We start from the raw sequence: 21,248 nt of genomic DNA on the forward strand, positions 1-21,248 counted from the left end.
ATGATTATATATTTAAGTTAGATAATTGTTTTTCGAGTTCTATAATTCCTTTTGGCGACGCAATTGCTCTAGTGTGATATTCTAATGCCTTTCCTTCAAGTATAAAAGCGTCTTTTTCTAATAAAGTGTTTTCATTTATTGAAAAAATAAGTGTGTAATAAAATTTTGTTGCAGCTTCAACATCTGTTTCTGGTCGGTAAAGTCCTTGCTGAATTCCTTTTACTACATTTTGTGTAAACATGGTGTTGCAATCTTCAATCTCGTTTGCAATCATTTTTTCATAAATTTCTGGATAATGCTTTTTGAGCTGAAAAGCGGGTGAATAATCAAACGATTGAAACATTTCCTTGAACATTTTACGCATTTCAAAATTCTCTTCGATAGCATTGTAGTTTTTGGCTACAACCTCATCCATTAAAGTATGGATTTTTTGATGAACTACTTCTGTGCCTTCTTCTATTAGTTTTTCTTTGTTACTGAAATATTTGTAAATCGTTTTTTTAGAAATACACATTTCACAAGCAATATCATCCATAGTTACGCTTTTGAAACCAAGTTTCAAAAACATGTCGGTCGCTTTTTTAATGATTTTCTCTTTCATTTTTTTAATTTATTTGAAAATAAACTTTTCTAATCTAATCTATTTTCGGGTGCAAATATATATTGGAAACTCTGAATACTAAAATAGTTTCCAAATTATTTACATAAATTTAACATTTATTTAATTAATGATTTCAAATTCTAAATTGGCTGTAATATTAATATTTGAACCAATTAACAATCCATTACTTTCTTGATTTGAATTAGAATATAATCCAAAATCCTTGCGATTAATTTCTCCTATAATTTCTAAAAGTACTTTTGATGATTGGTTATTCGATTCTAATGCAGCAATTTTAGCATCGAGTTCAACCACTTTTGTAATGTTGTTTATTGTTAAATTTCCTTTTACAAAATTGATATCATTATTAACTTTTTCAAAGGAAGTAGATTTAAAAGTTACCAATGGATATTGATTTGAATTAATAAAATCCTTTAAATTCAAATTGCTATCAATGTGTTCTAATTTGCCTTCTTTTTTATTTACATCTAAAACAAATTCTACATTAGCATTAATTAGTTGATTGTTTACAATGTCAATTGTACTCGAAAGTTTGTTGAATGAACTGTCTAGGTAGGCAATTATTGAGTTTTTCGCTCTAATCATGAAATCAGATTGATTGGTATTCAAATTCCATTTAGCTATAGTCATTTCCAGATGATTAAGGTTGAATTATTTGACAAATGTATATTGGAAACTTTAGATACCAAAATAGTTTCCAAAGTATTTACATAAATTTAACATTTCGATAAAAATTCACTTTTGTAATCCTGTTGGAATAACGTAAATTAGCCAAAAATTACTTTTATGCATTCTATTTATCAGTACCAAGAATTTATTTCCGATTATTTACAGTCGCAATATGAAACTAAAGAACCAAGAAATCTTTATGAGCCAATTCATTATATTTTAGATCTTGGCGGAAAAAGAATGCGACCAGTACTGACTTTAATGAGTGCAGAAGTATTTGATGCCGATTTTAAACTAGCACTTCCAGCAGCATTGGCCGTTGAGGTTTTTCATAATTTTTCATTAGTTCATGATGATATAATGGATGATGCGCCTTTAAGAAGAGGAAATGAAACGGTTCATGAAAAATGGAATGTCAACACCGCAATTTTATCGGGTGATGCTATGTTGATATTGGCTTATCAATATTTTGAACAATACAATACCGAAGTTTTTAGAGATTTGGCAAAGCTTTTTAGCAAAACCGCTCTTGAAGTTTGCGAAGGACAACAATACGACGTAGATTTTGAAACTCGTGACGATGTTACTATTCCAGAATATTTAAAAATGATTGAATACAAAACCGCAGTTCTTGTTGCAGCAGCGATGAAAATGGGTGCGATTGTAGCCGAAACTTCTAAAGAAAATGCCGATTTAATTTATGATTTCGGATTGAATTTAGGATTGGCGTTTCAATTACAAGACGATTATTTGGATGCTTTTGGAAATCCAGAAACCTTTGGAAAACAAGTTGGTGGTGATATTATTGAAAACAAAAAAACCTATTTGTATCTGAAAGCAATGGAGTTTTCCAATGCTGATGAAAAAGAGCAATTAACACATTTATTTTCGATTCAACCAAGTGATAATTCGGATAAAATTGAATCTGTAAAATCAATTTTTAATCAAACAAAGGCATCTGAGGCTACTCAAAAAGCCATTCAAGAGTACACTTTTAAAGCATTTGAAACTTTAGAAAAAATGAATATTTCTAGTGATAAAAAACAAATGTTAAAAGCTTTTGGGGAAAACTTAATGAATAGAAATGTCTAGTTTTATAGCACCAATATCAACAGATCACTTACTTTCTGAAGCAGAAAAGGAGAATTTGTACAAAAAACTTATTGAGCAATTAAATAAGGATTTCAATTTTGCAAATGAACCTGTAGATTTTCATCCAAGTACTAAACCTGATGAATTAAAAGTTCAACTTCACGAAAAAATTTACCGATTAATTCAATACAAATTCGCCGAATACTTAAGTTTACTTTATATAGTTGATGTTCCCGAAGATCAAGTAAAAAAATTAGATGGTTCCGATATTATGCAACTTTCCGAACAAGTCTCGTTTTTAATTTTAAAACGCGAATGGATGAAGGTGTGGTTTAGGAGTAAGTATTAGAAATATTTTTAGTATATTTACATTTTAAAATGCCAATTAATTTGTAATTATAAAAGCCTTTTAATTTGGAGTTGTAGCGATATATTGGTATAAAATTATAGAAGTGTTTTGAAAAATATTTATAAATAAAGTACTTACAATTAATGAGTAGGAAGTATTGAAATTATAACTATTTTAATTGATAATCAATGTTTTACCTTTAAAACTATTTTTAATTATCTTTATACAAATAAACTAATATATATGAGAAATTATTTTTTATTTTTCCTTCTAAATTTTTCTATAGCATTTTCGCAATCACCTTTGATTCAATGGCAATTATATAGTAATAACACCTATCCTGGGAATCGACCTCAGAAAATCATTAGCACTAATGATAACGGCTATTTAGTTTTAAGTTCAAAAATGATGATAAATAGCATCACAAATTGTAACTTGGTTAAACTTGACAATAATGGTAATGTAATTTGGGAGCGATCTATAGGAGGAAGTAGTAATGACGATGCAGTTGATATTAAACAAACTAATGATGGAGGATATATACTTATTGCTTCAACTCAATCAAACGATGGTGATGTAAGTGGTCATAATGGTTTGCCATTTGGTAGTAATGCTCAAGATGTTTGGGTTGTTAAGCTAAATAATCTAGGTTTAATACAATGGCAAAAATGTTATGGTGGGACTAGTGCAGATTTAGGAAGAACCATTATTCAAACTACAGATGGAGGATATATTTTTGCATCAGATTCAGAATCAATTAATGGGGACCTAAATGGACTTAGTTGTGGAGGTAATAATGATTATTGGGTTGTAAAAATAGATACAATAGGCACAATTGAGTGGCAAAAATGTTTTGGTGGTACACTTTATGATTATCCAATAGAAATTATTCAAACATTAGATGGTGGTTATATAGTCGCTGGTCACTCAAATTCTACCAATGGTTATATAACTTCAAATCATGGTAATTATGATTTTTGGGTTATAAAAATAAATAACTTAGGAACTCTTGAATGGCAAAAATCTTTTGGAGGTTTTAATATGGATTTGGTAACAGGAATAGTACAAACTTTAGATGGTGGATACATTGTTGGCGGTGGAACTAGTGGTAATAGTGGAGATTTTGCAACCGGTGGCGCATGGAGATTTATTAAATTAAATAATTTAGGTAATATAATTTGGAATAAATCTTTACCAGGTCTATTACATACACAATTTTCGCAAATGAAAATAAATCCTTCTAACGGTAATATTTTGGTTATAGGAAGCGATTACACCTATTCATATCATAATATTGAAATAGATCGTCTTGATCAAAATGGGAATCTGATTTTAAAAAATACTTTTGGAGGAACAGCTGAAGATTTTGGAACAAGTTTAGATTTTACCACGGATAATGGTTTAATTATTTTGTGTGATGCAAGGTCTATAAACGGTGATATAATATCAGTTGATCCATCTAATTATCACAAAACATGGATTGCTAAAATGTCGCCTCAAATTTTATCAACTGAAAATTTCATATATTCAAATATAGTTAATGTGTATCCAAATCCTTTCAAAGATTTGTTGCATATTAGTTTATCAAATTTTGATGCTTCTAAAATTGAGATATATGATAATTTAGGTCGTTTAGTTTTTAATGAATTATATAATAATGAAATAAATCTATCACGACTAAAATCAGGGATTTACTTTGTTAATCTTACAAATAAAAATGGAGAAGTTATTATAAAAAAAATATTTAAAGAATAAACTATATCTAATTTATTAAGGTTTGATTTAGAAGTAAATATTAGAAAAACACTCTCACAAAAGGCATAAATGCATCACCGTAAACTCCATTATCAGTCTTGAAAAATAAATTATATCGCGCTCCAATCGTTACATTATCCATTCGATAACCAGCTCCTACAAAAAGTCCGGTATTCCAAAAATTATCACTTCCAGATAAAAGTCCTTCAAACGATCTATTTACTCGTAATTGTTCTAATTCTGTAGATAATTGGATTTCTTCGATTGGATTAAAAAGTGCAATAAAACTTGCTCCATAGATATTTGAAGAGTAAAACCCTTTTTGCTTTAAGAAACTATACTGCAATCCAGTTCCTAAAGACACATAGGAATTGATATTGTAAATAGCTGTAGGAGAAACTGCAATGTTAGTAAAACCTGAACCAAATCCAAGGCCTAATCCACCTCCAAATTGTACTTTACTCCAAAACTCACTTTTTGGTTTTGTTTCTTGGGTTTCTTGTGCAGAAACAGATAAACTGACAGCAATAAAAAATAGAAATGTTAATCTTTTTGTTAAATTGTGTAAGGCATTCTTTTTCATACGTATATATATAGTTAATTAGCGACATAAAAGTAGTAAAAACATTGAAAGATTGTTATAAATATTTTACTTTTGCATAAATTTTTTTAACACAACGATTATTTTATCTTAAATCATGGATAGATTTTCCTTCTTAAACGCAGCTCACACCGAATTTTTCGCACAATTATACGACCAATATCTGGTAAATCCTGATAGTGTTGAACCAAGTTGGCGTGCCTTTTTTCAAGGTTTCGACTTTGGAATGGCAACTTTCAATGAAGAAAACGCAGGAGAATATGTAGCCAATTATGCTGCAACTTCTATAGATAACGGACAAGCTTCTGAAAAACTTCAAAAAGAATTTAATGTTCTTAAGTTAATTGATGGTTACAGAACACGTGGTCACCTTTTTACTGAAACAAATCCTGTTAGAGAAAGAAGAATTTACGAACCAAATTTAGATTTGATAAATTTTGGACTTTCCGATGCAGATTTGAATACTGTTTTTGATGCTGCAAAAGTACTTGGTCATCAGCCAAAAACTTTAAAAGAAATAATCGCTCATCTTAAAAATGTATATTGCCAACATATTGGTATTGAGTACATGTACATGAGAAAACCAGAGGTTATTCAATGGATTCAAAACAGAATCAACATTAACGATAACTTACCAAATTTTGATGGCGAACAAAAGAAACACATTTTAGGAAAACTAAACGAAGCGGTTTCTTTTGAAAACTTTCTTCATACAAAATATGTAGGTCAAAAACGTTTTTCACTTGAAGGTGGAGAAAGTATTATTCCTGCACTTGATGCTTTAATTGAATCTGCAGCAGAAAAAGGTGTAGAACATTTCGTAATGGGAATGGCGCACAGAGGAAGATTAAATATTTTAGCCAATATCTTCGGAAAAGCAACTCAAGATATTTTCTCAGAATTTGACGGAAAAGACTACGATAAAGAATACTTTGATGGTGACGTAAAATACCACTTAGGTTTAACTTCTGAAAGAAAAACCAAATCGGGTAAAAAAATCAACATCAATTTAGCTCCAAATCCTTCGCACCTTGAAACAGTTGGTGCAGTTATTGAAGGAATTGCTCGTGCTAAACAAGATAAATATACACCAGACGATTTCTCTAAAGTTTTACCAATTGCCGTTCACGGTGATGCTGCTGTTGCTGGACAAGGAATTGTATACGAAATTGTTCAAATGGCGCAACTTGATGGTTACAAAACAGGAGGAACAATTCACATTGTAATCAACAACCAAGTTGGATTTACTACTAATTACCAAGACGCACGTTCATCTACTTATTGTACAGACGTTGCAAAAGTGACACTTTCTCCGGTACTTCATGTTAATTCTGATGATACTGAAGCAGTTGTTCACGCTATGTTATTTGCTTTAGATTTCCGTATGCAGTTTGGTCGTGATGTATTTATCGACTTGTTAGGATATAGAAAGTATGGCCATAACGAAGGTGATGAACCACGTTTTACACAACCAGTTTTATATAAAATCATTGCTAAGCATAGAAATCCAAGAGATATTTATGCAGAGAAATTGATTACTGCAGGTATCGTTGATGCTGCTTATATCACAAAAATCGAAAACGAATACAAAGATAAATTAGATGAGAATCTTCAAGCGTCTCGTAAAAAAGACTTGACGATTATCAAACCTTTCTTGCAAGACGAATGGAAAGGATTCGAACAAGTATCGGATGATGTTATGTTGCAAAAATTTGATACTAAATTTGATAAAAAGAAATTAGATCAAATAGCCAATGAAATTTCAACTTTGCCATCAGATAAAAAGTTCATAAGCAAAATCACAAAAATTATCACCGATAGAAAAACAATGTATGATAACAATGTTATCGATTGGGGAACAGCTGAATCACTTGCTTATGGTTCATTGTTAACAGAAGGTTATGATGTTAGAATTTCAGGACAAGATGTAGAAAGAGGAACATTCTCTCACCGTCATGCCGTTGTAAAAGTTGAAGATAGTGAAGAAGAAGTAATTCTTTTAAATTCACTAAAAGATAAAAAAGGGAAGTTCAATGTGTTTAATTCTTTCCTTTCAGAATATGGTGTTTTAGGTTTTGATTATGGTTATGCTTTAGCTAATCCAAATGCATTGACTATATGGGAAGCACAATTTGGAGATTTCTCTAATGGTGCACAAATCATGATTGACCAATATATTTCATGCGGTGAAGACAAATGGAACAACCAAAATGGAATTGTTCTTTTATTACCTCACGGTTATGAAGGTCAAGGAGCAGAACATTCATCAGCTAGAATGGAACGTTATTTACAACTTTGTGCACGTCACAACATGTACGTTGCAGATTGTACAACGCCAGCCAATTTCTATCACTTGTTGAGAAGACAAATGAAAACGAAATTCCGTAAACCATTAATCCATTTTTCACCAAAAAGTTTGTTGCGTCATCCATTGTGTGTTTCAACACAAGAAGAATTATACAACGGACAATTTCAAGAAACAATTGATGACAATTCAGTAGATAAGAAAAAAGTAAAAACAGTTGTTTTCGTTACCGGAAAATTCTACTATGATATTCTTGCTGAAAGAGAAAAATTAGAAAGAAATGATGTAGCTTTGGTTCGTGTAGAGCAATTATTTCCATTACCAGTTGAACAATTAAAAGCAATTATTGCTAGTTATCCAAACGCAGACGATTATGTTTGGGCACAAGAAGAACCTAAAAACATGGGCGCTTATAGCTATATGTTGATGAATTTCAATTTAGTGCCTTGGAGATTAGCTTCATTAAAAGCATACGCAGCACCAGCAGCAGGAAGTCACACTAGAGATAGACGTCGTCATGCCGATGCAATTAGAATGGTTTTTGATAAAAATTTATTTAGATAATAACACACATATAAAATTATAAAAGGATGATTTTAGAAATGAAAGTGCCTTCACCAGGCGAATCGATAAAAGAAGTTGAAATTGCTACTTGGTTAGTAAAAGATGGCGATTATGTAGAAAAAGACCAAGCAATTGCTGAAGTAGATTCAGACAAAGCAACTCTTGAATTACCTGCAGAAGCAAGCGGAATTATTACCCTAAAAGCAGAAGAAGGTGACGCGGTCGCTGTTGGTGCAGTTGTTTGTTTGATTGACACAAGTGCAGCTAAGCCAAGTGGTGCAGCTCCTGTAGCAGAAGTTAAAGCAGAAGCTCCAAAAGTAGAAGAGAAAAAAGTTGAAGCTCCGAAAGCGGCTCCAGTTGCCGAAAAAACATACGCTACACAAACGCCTTCACCAGCGGCTAAAAAAATATTAGACGAGAAAAACATCCAACCAACTGAAATCGTTGGTACAGGAAAAGGTGGAAGAATTACTAAAGATGATGCTGTAAATGCAGTGCCATCAATGGGAACTCCTACAGGTGGAACTCGTGGTTCTGAAAGAACAAAATTATCAATGTTGCGTCGTAAAGTAGCTGAAAGATTAGTTTCTGCTAAAAATGAAACAGCAATGTTAACTACGTTCAATGAAGTTGACATGACAGCTATCTATGCTTTAAGAGCTGAATATAAAGATGCATTTAAAGAGAAACACGGATTAGGTTTAGGTTTCATGTCTTTCTTTACTAAAGCGGTTACAAGAGCATTACAATTATTCCCAGATGTGAACTCAATGATTGATGGTCAAGAGAAAATTTCTTATGATTTCTGTGATATTTCAGTTGCGGTTTCTGGTCCAAAAGGATTAATGGTTCCTGTAATGAGAAATGCTGAAACATTATCATTTAGAGGAGTTGAAGCTGAAATTAAAAGATTAGCAATTCGTGCTCGTGACGGACAAATTACTGTTGATGAAATGACAGGTGGAACATTTACTATTTCTAATGGTGGTGTTTTTGGAAGTATGTTGTCAACTCCAATTATCAATCCTCCGCAATCAGGAATTCTTGGAATGCATAATGTTGTTGATAGAGCTATCGTGAAAAACGGCCAAATAGTTATCGCTCCAGTAATGTATGTTGCTTTATCTTATGACCACAGAATCATTGACGGACGTGAGTCAGTTGGTTTCCTTGTGGCTGTTAAAGAAGCATTAGAAAACCCAGTAGAACATTTAATGGGTGGAAATGCTAAAAAAGCATTAGAATTGTAATTAAAATAAATTCCAAAATACAAATCCCAAATTCTATTTAGAGTTTGGGATTTTTTCGTTTATTTGCGTTCACTAACCAATACTTTTTATGGCATCAAACAAAAAATCGGCTGCAATAGGTTTTATTTTTATAACCATGCTTATCGATATTACAGGTTGGGGAATTATTATTCCGGTGATTCCTAAGTTAATTAAAGAATTAATTCATGGAGATATTAGTGAAGCGGCTAAAATTGGTGGTTGGTTAACTTTTGCTTATGCCATAACACAATTTGTTTTTGCACCATTAGTTGGAAATTTAAGTGATAAATTTGGTAGACGACCAATAATTCTAATATCGCTTTTTGCCTTTTCAATGGATTACTTATTGTTAGCTTTTGCTCCAACCATCACATGGATTTTCATTGGAAGAATTATAGCAGGTATTACAGGTGCAAGTATCACAACAGCGTCAGCTTATATTGCTGATGTCAGCACACCAGAAAACAGAGCCAAAAACTTCGGAATGATTGGCGCAGCTTTCGGATTAGGATTCATCATCGGACCAGTAATCGGTGGTCTATTAGGACAATATGGTTCCAGAGTTCCATTTTATGCCGCTGCAGTTTTATGTTTGTTGAACTTCCTTTATGGTTATTTCATTTTACCAGAATCCTTATCAAAAGACAACCGAAGAGAATTTAGTTTGAAAAGAGCTAATCCAATTGGTGCTTTTATGAATTTGAGAAAATATCCAAAATTAATAGGGCTTGTAGTTTCTATTTTCTTGCTTTACACGGCTTCACACGCTGTCCATAGCAATTGGAGTTATTTTACAATGTACAAATTCAATTGGGATGAAAAAATGGTAGGAATCTCACTTGGAGCTATCGGACTTTTGGTCGGAATTGTACAAGGCGGATTAATACGAGTTATCAATCCAAAATTAGGCAATGAAAAAAGTATTTATGTTGGAATGGCATTATATACTGTTGGAATGTTTCTTTTTGCTACAGCTACACAAAGCTGGATGATGTTTGCTTTCTTAATTCCTTATTGTCTTGGAGGAATTGCTGGTCCAGCGATGCAAGCTGTTATTTCAAGTCAAGTTCCTGCTAACGAGCAAGGAGAAATTCAAGGGACATTGTCAAGTTTGATGAGTGCTTCGGCTATTGTTGGGCCACCAATGATGAGTACCGTTTTTTATTATTTTACTCATAAAGAAGCTCCATTTCAGTTTGCCGGTGCTCCTTTTGTGCTTGGTGGATTTTTGATGTTATTGAGTACCATTATTGCTTACCTTTCTTTTAGAAAAAACCAATAAATAATTTACACTAATACCCAAAAATAAATCCCAAATTCCATTGAAATTTTTGGAAGTTGGGATTTATTATTTTGGAATTATAACTTTATTCCTTAATAATTTTCATCGTTTTTTCTTGACCTTCACTTCTCACTTTTACAAAGTAAACCCCATTTGAAAGTTCACTCAAATTAAGTTCTGTTTGTAATTCATTAATTTTTTTCGTTAGTATTTTTTGTCCAAGTAGTGAAGTAATTTCGATTTCTTCTATTAATGAAGCGTTGGAAATTGATAAACTATTTTTCACTGGATTTGGATAATAATTCAAATTATTGAAAGCAAAGTTTTGATTGGATAAGGTTGCTACAAATTCGGTATTACAAACATCAGTTATTATCGCTGGATTAAAATCGAAATAAATATTAGCGAAATTTGGAATGATGTCACCAATAGCATAACCAGCATCAGGTTTTATTTGAAAAGTAATATAACCATGACCAATTTGCGTATTTGGAACTGATGGAGGTAAATCGATACCGTCTAATTTCCATGATAAATTACTTCCGATTCTGCTTAAAACATAATTATGTGAGGAAGCAACCATGATAATTGAATTTTCATCAAGATCAGCATCTAAAACATCATCAACTCTAACCGTTATTGCATTAGCATTTCCTGTGTTTTCAAATCGAATGGTATACATTAAATAATCATTTGAAGTAAATGTAGAATGAAGAATTTTGCCTCCATGATTTTCATGTTTGTCATTTGGATCGTAAGCACCACGAATATCTTGTGTCAAACTTGCATTATTGTTAATCACATTTGCATCACCAGATGGTATTGTTACTGAAACTGTATTTGTTACCAATTGACCAAGAGAAACCGTTGGTATTGTTGGAACTTGAAGCCCTAAATATACATATCGAATTTCATATGGAAGTAAGTTTGTGAAATTATAAGTAAACCCTGTTGCAGTAGCGGTTGCACCAAGTGGAAGAGTAGAAATTGATAAAGCATTATCTTTGGTGAAAGTTACGGTTCCAGAAGTGATGGTTTGAGTACCATTGTTTTTTATTGTAAAATAATTGTAATAGCTAAAGCCAGGTCTTGGACCTCCAGAAGGACTTAAATAAACTGCTAAATCAGTATAAGGAATTACAGTTATTGGAAAATTATAAGTGGTTATTCCTGAACCATTCGGCACAGTGATATTGGTATAGGTTGTTGGACAAGTATAGTAAGCATTAGGTGTTGTATAACTAAAATTATAAGTTGTAGCTGGATTACTTTCATACAAATAGTTTATCCCAGTACTTGAATATAAACTAGTTGTTGCGCCGCTATTTATTGAATAATTGAAGTATCCACCAGAAAAGAAACTTTCCGAAGCATCTTTTATTCCGTTAGAATTGCTATCTATAAATGCTTGAAGTTTTATACCATTAGATTGACTTAAAGGTGTATTGATTCCGTCTAAACAATTTTGTTCTCCTGAACCTGCACAAATACAAAGTAATCCAAATACATTTCCTGCATTTATTTCTGCTTGTGTAATAACATGAACTCCAGTGAAAAAAGTACTATTGGAAGCTCCTGCATTCAAACTTGCAAGTGTTCCACCACTCACATTCATTGAATATTGACAAGCAGTAAGATTAGTCATTGTGGTAGTTCCGATATTTGTTAGTGTAATTTGATAGTTAATTACATCACCAACGTTTACAAATCCGTCATTGTTATAATCATTATAAGTAGCAACCATATCAATTTCTAAAGGAATGTAGTTTACCACAATAGTCACTACAGCAGTATCACAATTTATTGGATTTAATGCTTCACAGATTTGGTAAACTACTGGATAGGTTCCACTTGGTAAATTTGGACTTACACTTATGGTTCCATCAGGATTAAATGTCAACCCAGCAGGAACACTTATAGCAGTTGCAAAAACACTATTTGGACTACCAAGATTTGGGATAACTGGTACTCCATTAATTGTGTCATTGTTTAAAACACTTGGAGTAATTCCACCTAAAGAATCAAAAACAAAAGAATCATCAACGGCAGTAATTATTTGTGTTGTTGAAACTACAACTGTAGCAGTAGCTATATCACAATTTTGTGGTATCGCTCCATTTTCACATAATTGGTAAGTAATAGTATAAGTGCCTGATGGTGTATTTGGTGCTAATGTTAAAACTCCATTTGCATCAATACTCAATGGTCCTGTTGTAATCGGTGTTAAATCTGTCAATGATGAAATTACCGCAACACCATTAAATGTATCGTTATTCATTACATTACCAATAGTTGTTGTTGTTACATTAGCAACTTGATAAACATCATCATTCGCTTCTATTATATTCAATACCACAACTGTAGCAGTAGCTGTATCACAATTTGATGGCATGGCTAATACTTCACATAATTGGTAAGTAATTGTGTAAGTACCTGATGTAGTATTTGGGGCTAATGTTAAAACACCTTGTGAATCAATACTCAATGGACCAGTAGTAATCGGTGATACATCAGTGTTATATGTCGTTACCACAACTCCATTTAATGTGTCATTTGCAGTAACGTTACCAACTGTTGTAGCAACTGTTGTACTTGATGGTTGAACTGGATAAGCTAAATCATCAACAGCATTAATTTGTCCAAAAGAACTTAAAGACAATGTCAATAGAAAAAATAAAAGAATAGAAGTGTAAAGTTTTCTCATAATCAAATAATTAAGTATCAAATGTATTAAATTAATTATCAAATCATATTTAATTTTACTACTATAATTTGATAAGGTATTTTTTTACTCTTTTAAAATTTTCACAATTTTTTCTTGACCTTCACTTCTCACTTTTACAAAGTAAACCCCATTTGCAAGTTCACTTAAATTAAGTTCTGTTTGTAATTCATTAATTTTTTTAGTTAGAATTTTTTGTCCAAGTAGTGAAGTAATTTCTATTTCTTGAATTAAAGAAGCATTAGAAATTGTTATAATATTCTTTACTGGATTAGGATAAAATTTAAAATCATTGAATGTGAAGTTTTGGTTTGATAATGTGCTAACTGTTGTATTAGCTACATTTGTAACTATTGAAGCATTAAAGTCAAAATAAATATTTGCCATATTTGATATAGTGTTTCCAATTGCTATTGTCGAAATAGGTTTGATTTTATAGGTAACATATCCATGACTTAATGGCTCGTTATTACTTCCAGGTAAATTAATTCCCTCAAATAAAAATTCGTTGTGACCATTATTGTTTTTTACTCTACAATTGTGGCTTGTGCTGATTAATTCAAATGTACTCCAATCTAGTTTTGTATCTAAATCATTTACAACTTTTACATTTATCGCATCAGAAGTTCCAATATTTTGAAAACGAATAGTGTAATGTAAATAATCTTGTTGTGCTTGTGCTAAAGATATAGAACTACCTTCATGAACAATAATGTCATTTGGATCTTGAGAATTTACAACGGTTTGGCTAACACTAGAATTATTATTTAAAGGAGTCAAATCGGAAACTATAGGTGAAATTGAACCTGAAAACGTTACCACATTACCTTGATCAACCGTTGGAGGAATAGCCACTTGAAATTTCACACTACTTATCATTCTGCTTTCAAATGGTGCTAAATTTGTGAAATTATAGGTCAACTGATTTCCAACATTGCTATTTGGTGACGGATTACTTGATGAAAATGTCATTTTACTATTATCAAATTGAAAGCTAACTTGTCCACTAAGCGTTGTACTTCCGTTGTTTTTATACCAGACATTATAAATTGCAGGCAATCCTGGAACTACATTAAATAATGGAATTAATACAACTTCTAAGTCATCAACGTTAGTATTAGCAGTTACACAAAAATCTGGTGCAGTTATAGTTCCTGGCGTAGATAAGTTAAAAACTTGATTTGCTGGAGTTACTGTAAAATAACTTGGTAAATTAATTGAAACCGTATTTGTACCAGCATCTCCAATCAAATAATATTGATTACCATAATAATTTGAATAAGAAGTATAAGTTGTAGTTCCGTTAATATTTTTTGCATGAATATTGCTTAAATAAGCATCTCCAGTATCACAACCATTATTGTTAGCGTCAAATTTTATTTTTCCTAAAATTCTATTTTTCAAAACTACTACGTAAGCATAATTCACATAACAACCTAGACCTATATTAGAACATATTTGGTATGGAATATTGTATGTTCCTTCGGGAACAGTTGAGTCAATTAGAATATATCCATTTCCAGTAAATGAAAATCCAACAGGAACATTAAGTGGTGTAAAGTTTACATCATTAAAACTTACAGGATATCCATTTACAGTATCATTATTTAATACACTTGGAGTCATTGAATTTGGATAATTTGGACTGCTAAAATCATCATAATTAGCAACAATATTAGTAACACCAGTCACATAAACGAAAGCTGAAGCACTATCACAGGTTCCACTCATATTTTCGCAAACTGTATAACTTATAATATAAACTCCAGGAATTGTATTTACTGCTACTGATATTGTACCATCAGGATTTAAAGTTAATCCAGTTGGAAGTGATGAATTTGCATAGACAGTAGCGTTTCCAATAAGTGGACCATAATAACAAGGTGAATAATCATTTAAAAGTACACTTGCAGTGGTTCCACCAGTAGAATTATCAATAGGAGTTCCACTAAAATCATCATCATTTGCCATAACAGGAATAAGATCATTGTAAAGTGTTACATAGCCAATATCGCAATTTGTTGGATTGGCTACTTCACATATTTGATATGCTATTGTAAATTGACCATAAATAGTCGGATTATACATAATCAAAAAACCATAGTTTGAGGATAATGGATCAATATCTAAATCTATAATACCATTGTATGGATTATTTATGATTGTAATTGTCACATCAGTATAAGAAAAGGCATTACCATTTAAGGTATCGTTAAAAAGCACATTATCCGAAGGATTATTCCCATAATAACCGCATGTTGTGAAGATATTATTACTATTAGCTACAATTTGCCCAAAAGAACTTAAAGACAATGTCAATAGAAAAAATAAAAGTATTGAAGTGTAAAGTTTTCTCATAATCAAATTATTAAGTATCAAATGTATTAAAAAAGATATAAGAATTGTTCTTCTAAATGATATTTAGAATTACTTCAAATACAAACAATGATTGTAGTAATCAATAATAGCTTTTCCTTGTAATAAAATATCGGCGCCAATAATTCCTTGAACAGGTTTGGCTTTATATTGTTGTAATGCTTCATTTACATGTGATAAATCGAAAACCACCAAATGAAAATCAGTTTCTTTCCATCTACCAAGTTGTAAGGTGTTGTTTTTTGCAATTTGTGTAAACATTCCTGTAGCACCAGCTCCAGCAGCTCTAGTTTTAGATTTTTTGGCTTTTAGTTGAAATAATTCAACGCTCTCAAATCCAACACAACTATTACTTGCACCAGTATCTAGAATAAAGTTTCCTTTTACGCCATTAATACTTGCCTTTATCAGTAAATGCTGGGTTTTAGAAACTTTGAAAGCAATTTTTTTGTAATTGTTTTTCTTTAAAGTTGTTTGGAGTTCTTCCATTTTTTTAAAATTTTGAATAGCAAAAGTAAAGCAATTGCACTTCCTAAAATGGAAAACCAAATAAAATAGTTTCCATTAGAGTTGGTTTCTAATGTTCCGTAATATACAAAGGCACTCCAATAATAAGGTGATTTTTTTGCGTTTGGAATCGATTCATCAGAAAGAAAATCAAGTTTAGCTTTATTGGTAGCTTCATAATAGGATTTGCCAGATTTTATATTGGAGTAGAATTTTTCCATCAAAATTGAAGTCGTAAAATCGTTTACTTTCCATAAGGAGAATAACAGATTTTGAGCTCCAGCAAATTGAAATCCTCGCGCAATACTCATGGCTCCTTCGGCTTTATAAAGTTTGCCAATTCCTGTTTCACAAGCACTTAAAACCACTAAATTTGGGTTGATTTCTAAATTATATAACTCAGAATATAAGATTTCGGAATTATAAAATTTGATATTTGCCTGATCTATAATATCGCCTGAATCGGCATGTGTTGAAAGATGAAGAATGGAATAATTTTGAGCATTTGAACTGAAATTTTTAAATGTTGCTTCGGTTTTTGAAAGATAACTTCCATCAAATTTCTCTTGAATAGCTTCCATTTCTTTTTTGGAAAAAGCTAGTTCTAAATTGGTTTTTTCAAATATCGGAAATACACCTAGAACAGTTTCTTTATCAAATTTAAACGGAACCGAATTCAAATAGAATGAAGCAGAATTATTATAGCCAATTGTGAAATCATTCAATAAATAATTCATTTTGGCAAAATTGGTTGTCTTAGATTCTTTAGTAATCAAAGCTTCAAAAGGAAGAAAAGTTAGTATTCCATCTGGAATAATGATGAGGTTTTTATAAGTTGATTTTGCTGGAAGTTTCAGCATTTTATAAACTAAAAATCCATCATGATTATATTCTGAAACATGATTTGTAATCTTTTCACTATCAGAAAAATAATCAATAAATGATCTTATTGTCCTAATGGAATTTTCGTCATTTTTAATAAAATCTAACTTTATATTTCCGTTTTCTAGAGTGAAACTATATAGTCTGTTTTGACCATAGAAATATTCAACTAAAGTTGCCTTGTCTTTTTTTAATTTTGAATACAAATTATTAATAGCAACTATTTTGGATTCATTTGATTTTTCAGACGTTTTCGATTTCAATAATAGCATCAATTCATTTTGCTTTTTGATGGCGTTATTGATTACAGAAATATCGGCTGAATCTAATTTTTGTTGCTCTTTGCTAATTATAGTATTCCAATTTTGAAGTTGTTCTAAAATTAGTTTTTCTTCTCTTGAAATTGTTTTGTTTTTCGAAATAGTTTGCCTTAAAACTGCCGATTTTGTTTGCTCTTGCAATATAAAAGCACTTTCTAGATAAATTACTTTTTTCTCTTTTTGATAAAGCGAATAGTAGATGTCAAGACATTTTTCGGTTCGATTTCGGTTTCTAATCTGCGAAATTATTTTAGAGTTTTCATAAACCAAAAGCGATTGAAACAACTCCTCTATATGAAAAGAAAGTTGATAGCTTTCTAATGCTTTTTTTGGTTGATTCTGTGCTAAAAATAGTTCGGCTTGTAAATCTAAAGCATCTAATAAAGTAGTTTCTGCATAAAGAGAATTCTTATTGGGAAGATTGCCTTTAGATATGTTATAATAAGGAATCAGAATCGTAAAAGCGTCTTTGATTTTGATATTTGCCTCCGATATTTTTCCTTTTTTGAATAACAAATTGGCTTCTTCAATACAAAATTGAGCTTTTTTTCGTGGTTCTAAATTTGATAATTTGTTGAACTCATTTCGTGCTTTTTCAAAATAGGAATCTGCTAATTTCACATCTGAATAAAGGTTTAATTTTGATAAATTTCTATAAGCATTTGATAAAGTTTCAATTTGAGATTTATCTGATTTTAATAAAGAAATTGATTGTAAATAGGAACTTTCTGCTTTGTCAGATTTAGTGTTCAGAAAATAATTATTTCCTAAATTATTCAATAGAACACCTTTTTGTGTAGCAGTTAATCTTTCTGTTTTTATTGTTTTTTCAAGTAAATCGATTGCCTCATTAATTCTGCCTGAGTTTTGATATACATTGGATAAATTGAGAATAGCCGCATACTTTTGTGCCTGATTTTTTTCAACATTAGCAATGTAAAAGTATTGTTTTATGGTATTTTCTGCATTGTCATAATCCCCAATAATAGTATAAAGATTACCTAATGGTTTTAAACAGAATTCGGTTATATCATAGTCAGAAAGTTTGTTTTTTTGAAACAACTGCCATGCACTTTCATAACTTGAAATAGCTTTATTGGTTAATCCAAATTGATTTTGATAGTAAGCTTTATTACTTTTTAAAATTACCAAAGCAAGAATTTCAGCTTTTGATTTTGGATGAAATGTTTTTTCTGAAATTTCCAGTTTTTTCAAATTTTCATCACTTGGATTTGCAACAAATACATCTATTGCATAATAGATTTTATCTTCTAAAGTAACCGCATTACTTTGAGAAAACAGCATTTGAGTGAATAAGAAAAGAAGAATTATTTTCCGCATAATTTATTATAAACACAAAAGGCACAAAAGGTTTTTATTCTTCTAGATTGCTAAAGTGATGATTTACATATGATTTTTGCCCTTCATTGTACAAATTGACACAATTGAAATTGTAAATAATACCTTTTGGAACCTCAAGTAATCTCATGTAGGTTAATATTTGAGCTTCATAAATTGGTGAAAACTCTTTTACTGATTTTAATTCGACCACAATACATTTTTCAATTAGTAAATCACATCTAAGTTCAGTTTCTAAATTAACACCTTTAAAATAAAGAGGTACTTTAAGTTCTGATTTAAACTCTATACCTCTAAATTCAAGTTCACGCATCATGCATTTATGGTAAATACTTTCTAAAAGTCCTGCACCAATTTCTTTGTGGACTTCAATCGCTGCACCATTAATTTGGTACGTTAAATCTTTTAAGTAGCTTTTAGTTAATTTCATTAAACAATCATATTATGAATAAATCTTTTGTGCCTTTTGTGTTTTAAAAAATTAAAACTTCCAAATACCATAAAACTGCCAGTAATCAAACTCTTTTTCAAAGTTTTTGTAATATCTAATTCCAACACTTGGTCCAATTCTGGCAAAGCCAAAAGTTACATCTGCAAACAAACTAGTCTGGGTTTTTGAGAAATTTTTTGAAGTAGTTTTTGAACTATTAGATTCTTGTAAATCGGTTATTTCATTTCCTGGAATTGGTGGATTTTGACCAAAATTTACAGCATAATATTTTTTTGTAAAATCATTTTCTATAGTTTCATTCATTATTAAGGATAGTTGAGGTCCAGCGCCAACACCAATATAATTGTTGATGTTATAACGTAAAGAAATAGGTACAATATCAATTAAATTTCTAGTTAATTTTGAGGAACTTGATGTTTGTGTAAAAGCAGCATCAACTGCAATTCCATTACTCAGTATAATTGGAGGCGAAAATTGTTGCAAGAGTAGAGGTGAAGTAGTATTGTTTCCGCCAGTTTCAAGATGATTAAAATATAGTTCCGATTGCCAATAAAAGCGATAAGATTTATATGGGGAAATTGTAGCTCCAACAAAAAAACTCTTTGGGTTTTCTTGATCTGGAAAATAATTGTATCCAGCTTTTGCTCCAATTGAAATTCCGGGTTTGAATCTTGTTACAGCATAATTGGTAATTACTGGTTCGTTTTTATCAAAGAAAATTGACGTTTTACTTTTGGTTTTTATCTTGTGAAAATCTTTGGCAAATTTCAATGAATATTTTACAAATCCTTTAGTCGAATCGCGTTCTTTTACATTCTTTTGTTGACTTCCAGGAAGATAAATGTTTTTAAATGTAAAATGAATTTGGTCCTTTTTAATTATCGTATCCAAACAACTGTAATTTACAATTTCATTTTTAGGACAGATTGGACATTTGGGATATAAATCAACAATTTGAAGTGTTTTTTTATCAAACATTTCTGGAATATCGGTTTCAAGTCTAATGGTTCTTGCCGGACCTTCACCATCATTTTGAAAGCGCGTTTTGAAGTTTAATGTTTTAAATCGAACCAATCTATAATTGATAAGAGTTCCGTTACTAGACATTTTATTAGGATCGTGTGACGTTACAATCTCCATTTCTAGTGTTTTCTTTTTATGGTTTTTGTAGTTTCTATCTGGAACATAAACGCCACGCATTCTTACAGTTGCGCTAGTGTCTTTAATCATGTCTGGAGTTGTTTTGAAACTCATAAAAACATTGCGAGTTTCTTTAGAATTCATAGCATCAAATTCTAAAATTTTAACATCTGAAAATAGGGCTTTACTTTCTGCTAAAGTCATATCTAAGTTTTCATCTTCAGTAGAAAAGGATTTTTTGAAATAAGTATAATCATCAACTGAAGCTACATTTTCATTAGAATTATTTTTGTCGTCAACAGAAGCAATTCCGTTTTCAATAATTTCTCTTTCTCCAAAATGTGTTCGGGTTTCTAATAGTTCGAAGTTTTTATTTTTAAACTCTTTATCGTTGTAAAACAAGTATAATTTTCCGCTAGAAACATAATCAAGAAGATTTTGATAACTCAAAACGATAATCATTTCTTCCTCAGGAACTGGTTCGCGATTGTTGAATATTTTAAATCCATCTTCCATTTCAATAGAAGCAATATCCTCCGATTTGTCATCAGTAATTTCTGTTATAGCAACAGTTTTTGGTCGAGTAGAAGGTGGTTTTCCATTGTCATAATTATTTGTAACAGCAAGGTTTACTTTGTAATCGCCTTTCTTTTTATATACTTTTTTAGGTTCTTTAGCTTTGCTATAACTGCCATCGCCAAGTTCCCAAAAGTAACTATAACTTGCTGGTGGTGCACCTGCAATTTGATTTAATGGAGGAGTTTCTGGTTTTAAAGAAACCAAGTTTCCTTTTTTATCAAAGCTAATAGTAGCTTTTCTGGTAACTGTATCTTTTACTTTTGTTTGAGAAAAAGAAAAAAAGGTAGTTAAAAACAGGAGTAAAACTAATTTTTTCATTGTAAAAAGGTTGGTTAGCATTTATAAAAATAACAAAAAGCGATGAATAAATCACCGCTTTTCCAAAAATAAACTTAACCTAAC

The 21,248-nt window shown here is 31.0% G+C and carries 15 protein-coding genes; 6 read left to right on the forward strand and 9 right to left on the reverse strand.

Annotated elements, in window-relative coordinates; genetic code table 11:
• Window positions 1-4: 4 nt before the first annotated feature.
• Together ACYU7A_RS05050 and ACYU7A_RS05055 are read right to left on the reverse strand one after the other, a co-directional pair.
• Window positions 5-601, reverse strand: a complete 597-nt coding sequence (locus ACYU7A_RS05050) for a TetR/AcrR family transcriptional regulator (RefSeq protein ID WP_460574610.1) — start codon at window positions 599-601, stop codon at window positions 5-7.
• 120 nt (window positions 602-721) lie between these two features.
• Window positions 722-1,252, reverse strand: a complete 531-nt coding sequence (locus ACYU7A_RS05055) for a YceI family protein (protein WP_460574612.1) — start codon at window positions 1,250-1,252, stop codon at window positions 722-724.
• Window positions 1,253-1,408: 156 nt separating this feature from the next.
• On the opposite strand from ACYU7A_RS05055, the gene ACYU7A_RS05060 reads away from it, so the two are divergent.
• The 3 genes from ACYU7A_RS05060 to ACYU7A_RS05070 all read left to right on the forward strand — a co-directional run bounded on the left by ACYU7A_RS05060 (window position 1,409) and on the right by ACYU7A_RS05070 (window position 4,487).
• Window positions 1,409-2,383 (forward strand): polyprenyl synthetase family protein, encoded by a 975-nt coding sequence (locus tag ACYU7A_RS05060; protein ID WP_460574614.1) that lies wholly within the window; start codon window positions 1,409-1,411, stop codon window positions 2,381-2,383.
• Window positions 2,376-2,732: a hypothetical protein gene (locus ACYU7A_RS05065; protein WP_460574616.1), complete on the forward strand. Its 357-nt coding sequence runs from the start codon at window positions 2,376-2,378 to the stop codon at window positions 2,730-2,732. Before ACYU7A_RS05060 ends, ACYU7A_RS05065 begins: the two co-directional genes overlap by 8 nt.
• A gap of 243 nt (window positions 2,733-2,975) precedes the next feature.
• Entirely contained in the window at window positions 2,976-4,487 is a 1,512-nt protein-coding gene (locus tag ACYU7A_RS05070) for a T9SS type A sorting domain-containing protein (RefSeq protein WP_460574618.1), read from the forward strand.
• 40 nt (window positions 4,488-4,527) lie between these two features.
• Here ACYU7A_RS05070 and ACYU7A_RS05075 read toward each other — a convergent pair whose 3' ends face one another.
• Window positions 4,528-5,070: a hypothetical protein gene (locus ACYU7A_RS05075; RefSeq protein ID WP_460574620.1), complete on the reverse strand. Its 543-nt coding sequence runs from the start codon at window positions 5,068-5,070 to the stop codon at window positions 4,528-4,530.
• Window positions 5,071-5,185: 115 nt separating this feature from the next.
• On the opposite strand from ACYU7A_RS05075, the gene ACYU7A_RS05080 reads away from it, so the two are divergent.
• From ACYU7A_RS05080 to ACYU7A_RS05090, 3 genes are all read left to right on the forward strand, one after another.
• Window positions 5,186-7,957: a 2-oxoglutarate dehydrogenase E1 component gene (locus tag ACYU7A_RS05080; RefSeq protein WP_460574622.1), complete on the forward strand. Its 2,772-nt coding sequence runs from the start codon at window positions 5,186-5,188 to the stop codon at window positions 7,955-7,957.
• Window positions 7,958-7,983: 26 nt separating this feature from the next.
• The gene (gene odhB, locus ACYU7A_RS05085) at window positions 7,984-9,207 is read left to right on the forward strand and encodes a 2-oxoglutarate dehydrogenase complex dihydrolipoyllysine-residue succinyltransferase (RefSeq protein WP_460574624.1); all 1,224 of its coding nucleotides are present in this window, start codon (window positions 7,984-7,986) and stop codon (window positions 9,205-9,207) included.
• Between the two features lie 88 nt (window positions 9,208-9,295).
• Window positions 9,296-10,510 carry a TCR/Tet family MFS transporter gene (locus ACYU7A_RS05090; protein WP_460574626.1) on the forward strand — a complete coding sequence of 405 codons (1,215 nt, stop codon included), beginning with the start codon at window positions 9,296-9,298 and terminating at the stop codon, window positions 10,508-10,510.
• Between the two features lie 85 nt (window positions 10,511-10,595).
• Here ACYU7A_RS05090 and ACYU7A_RS05095 read toward each other — a convergent pair whose 3' ends face one another.
• The 6 genes from ACYU7A_RS05095 to ACYU7A_RS05120 all read right to left on the reverse strand — a co-directional run bounded on the left by ACYU7A_RS05095 (window position 10,596) and on the right by ACYU7A_RS05120 (window position 21,164).
• Entirely contained in the window at window positions 10,596-13,214 is a 2,619-nt protein-coding gene (locus ACYU7A_RS05095) for a T9SS type A sorting domain-containing protein (protein WP_460574628.1), read from the reverse strand.
• Between the two features lie 84 nt (window positions 13,215-13,298).
• Complete coding sequence (locus ACYU7A_RS05100) at window positions 13,299-15,590, reverse strand: T9SS type A sorting domain-containing protein (RefSeq protein WP_460574630.1); 2,292 nt, start codon at window positions 15,588-15,590, stop codon at window positions 13,299-13,301.
• Window positions 15,591-15,659: 69 nt separating this feature from the next.
• Complete coding sequence (locus ACYU7A_RS05105) at window positions 15,660-16,097, reverse strand: retropepsin-like aspartic protease (protein ID WP_460574632.1); 438 nt, start codon at window positions 16,095-16,097, stop codon at window positions 15,660-15,662.
• The gene (locus tag ACYU7A_RS05110) at window positions 16,073-18,658 is read right to left on the reverse strand and encodes a CHAT domain-containing protein (RefSeq protein WP_460574634.1); all 2,586 of its coding nucleotides are present in this window, start codon (window positions 18,656-18,658) and stop codon (window positions 16,073-16,075) included. Before ACYU7A_RS05110 ends, ACYU7A_RS05105 begins: the two co-directional genes overlap by 25 nt.
• A 34-nt stretch (window positions 18,659-18,692) precedes the next feature.
• On the reverse strand, window positions 18,693-19,106 hold the full coding sequence (locus tag ACYU7A_RS05115) for a GxxExxY protein (RefSeq protein WP_460574636.1): 414 nt from the start codon (window positions 19,104-19,106) through the stop codon (window positions 18,693-18,695).
• Between the two features lie 51 nt (window positions 19,107-19,157).
• A complete protein-coding gene (locus ACYU7A_RS05120) occupies window positions 19,158-21,164 on the reverse strand; it encodes a DUF7849 domain-containing protein (RefSeq protein WP_460574638.1) in 2,007 nt (668 codons plus the stop codon).
• Window positions 21,165-21,248 lie beyond the last annotated feature (84 nt).

This window comes from Flavobacterium koreense (assembly GCF_054776075.1).

Coding starts and splice junctions, on each gene's coding strand:
- ACYU7A_RS05065 (WP_460574616.1), top strand. CDS start 2,376: ATGTCTAGTTTTATAGCACCAATATCAACAGATCACTTACTTTCTGAA.
- ACYU7A_RS05055 (WP_460574612.1), bottom strand. CDS start 1,252: ATGACTATAGCTAAATGGAATTTGAATACCAATCAATCTGATTTCATG.
- ACYU7A_RS05115 (WP_460574636.1), bottom strand. CDS start 19,106: ATGAAATTAACTAAAAGCTACTTAAAAGATTTAACGTACCAAATTAAT.
- ACYU7A_RS05100 (WP_460574630.1), bottom strand. CDS start 15,590: ATGAGAAAACTTTACACTTCAATACTTTTATTTTTTCTATTGACATTG.
- ACYU7A_RS05060 (WP_460574614.1), top strand. CDS start 1,409: ATGCATTCTATTTATCAGTACCAAGAATTTATTTCCGATTATTTACAG.
- ACYU7A_RS05070 (WP_460574618.1), top strand. CDS start 2,976: ATGAGAAATTATTTTTTATTTTTCCTTCTAAATTTTTCTATAGCATTT.
- ACYU7A_RS05095 (WP_460574628.1), bottom strand. CDS start 13,214: ATGAGAAAACTTTACACTTCTATTCTTTTATTTTTTCTATTGACATTG.
- ACYU7A_RS05050 (WP_460574610.1), bottom strand. CDS start 601: ATGAAAGAGAAAATCATTAAAAAAGCGACCGACATGTTTTTGAAACTT.
- ACYU7A_RS05120 (WP_460574638.1), bottom strand. CDS start 21,164: ATGAAAAAATTAGTTTTACTCCTGTTTTTAACTACCTTTTTTTCTTTT.
- ACYU7A_RS05080 (WP_460574622.1), top strand. CDS start 5,186: ATGGATAGATTTTCCTTCTTAAACGCAGCTCACACCGAATTTTTCGCA.
- odhB (WP_460574624.1), top strand. CDS start 7,984: ATGATTTTAGAAATGAAAGTGCCTTCACCAGGCGAATCGATAAAAGAA.
- ACYU7A_RS05090 (WP_460574626.1), top strand. CDS start 9,296: ATGGCATCAAACAAAAAATCGGCTGCAATAGGTTTTATTTTTATAACC.
- ACYU7A_RS05110 (WP_460574634.1), bottom strand. CDS start 18,658: ATGCGGAAAATAATTCTTCTTTTCTTATTCACTCAAATGCTGTTTTCT.
- ACYU7A_RS05075 (WP_460574620.1), bottom strand. CDS start 5,070: ATGAAAAAGAATGCCTTACACAATTTAACAAAAAGATTAACATTTCTA.
- ACYU7A_RS05105 (WP_460574632.1), bottom strand. CDS start 16,097: ATGGAAGAACTCCAAACAACTTTAAAGAAAAACAATTACAAAAAAATT.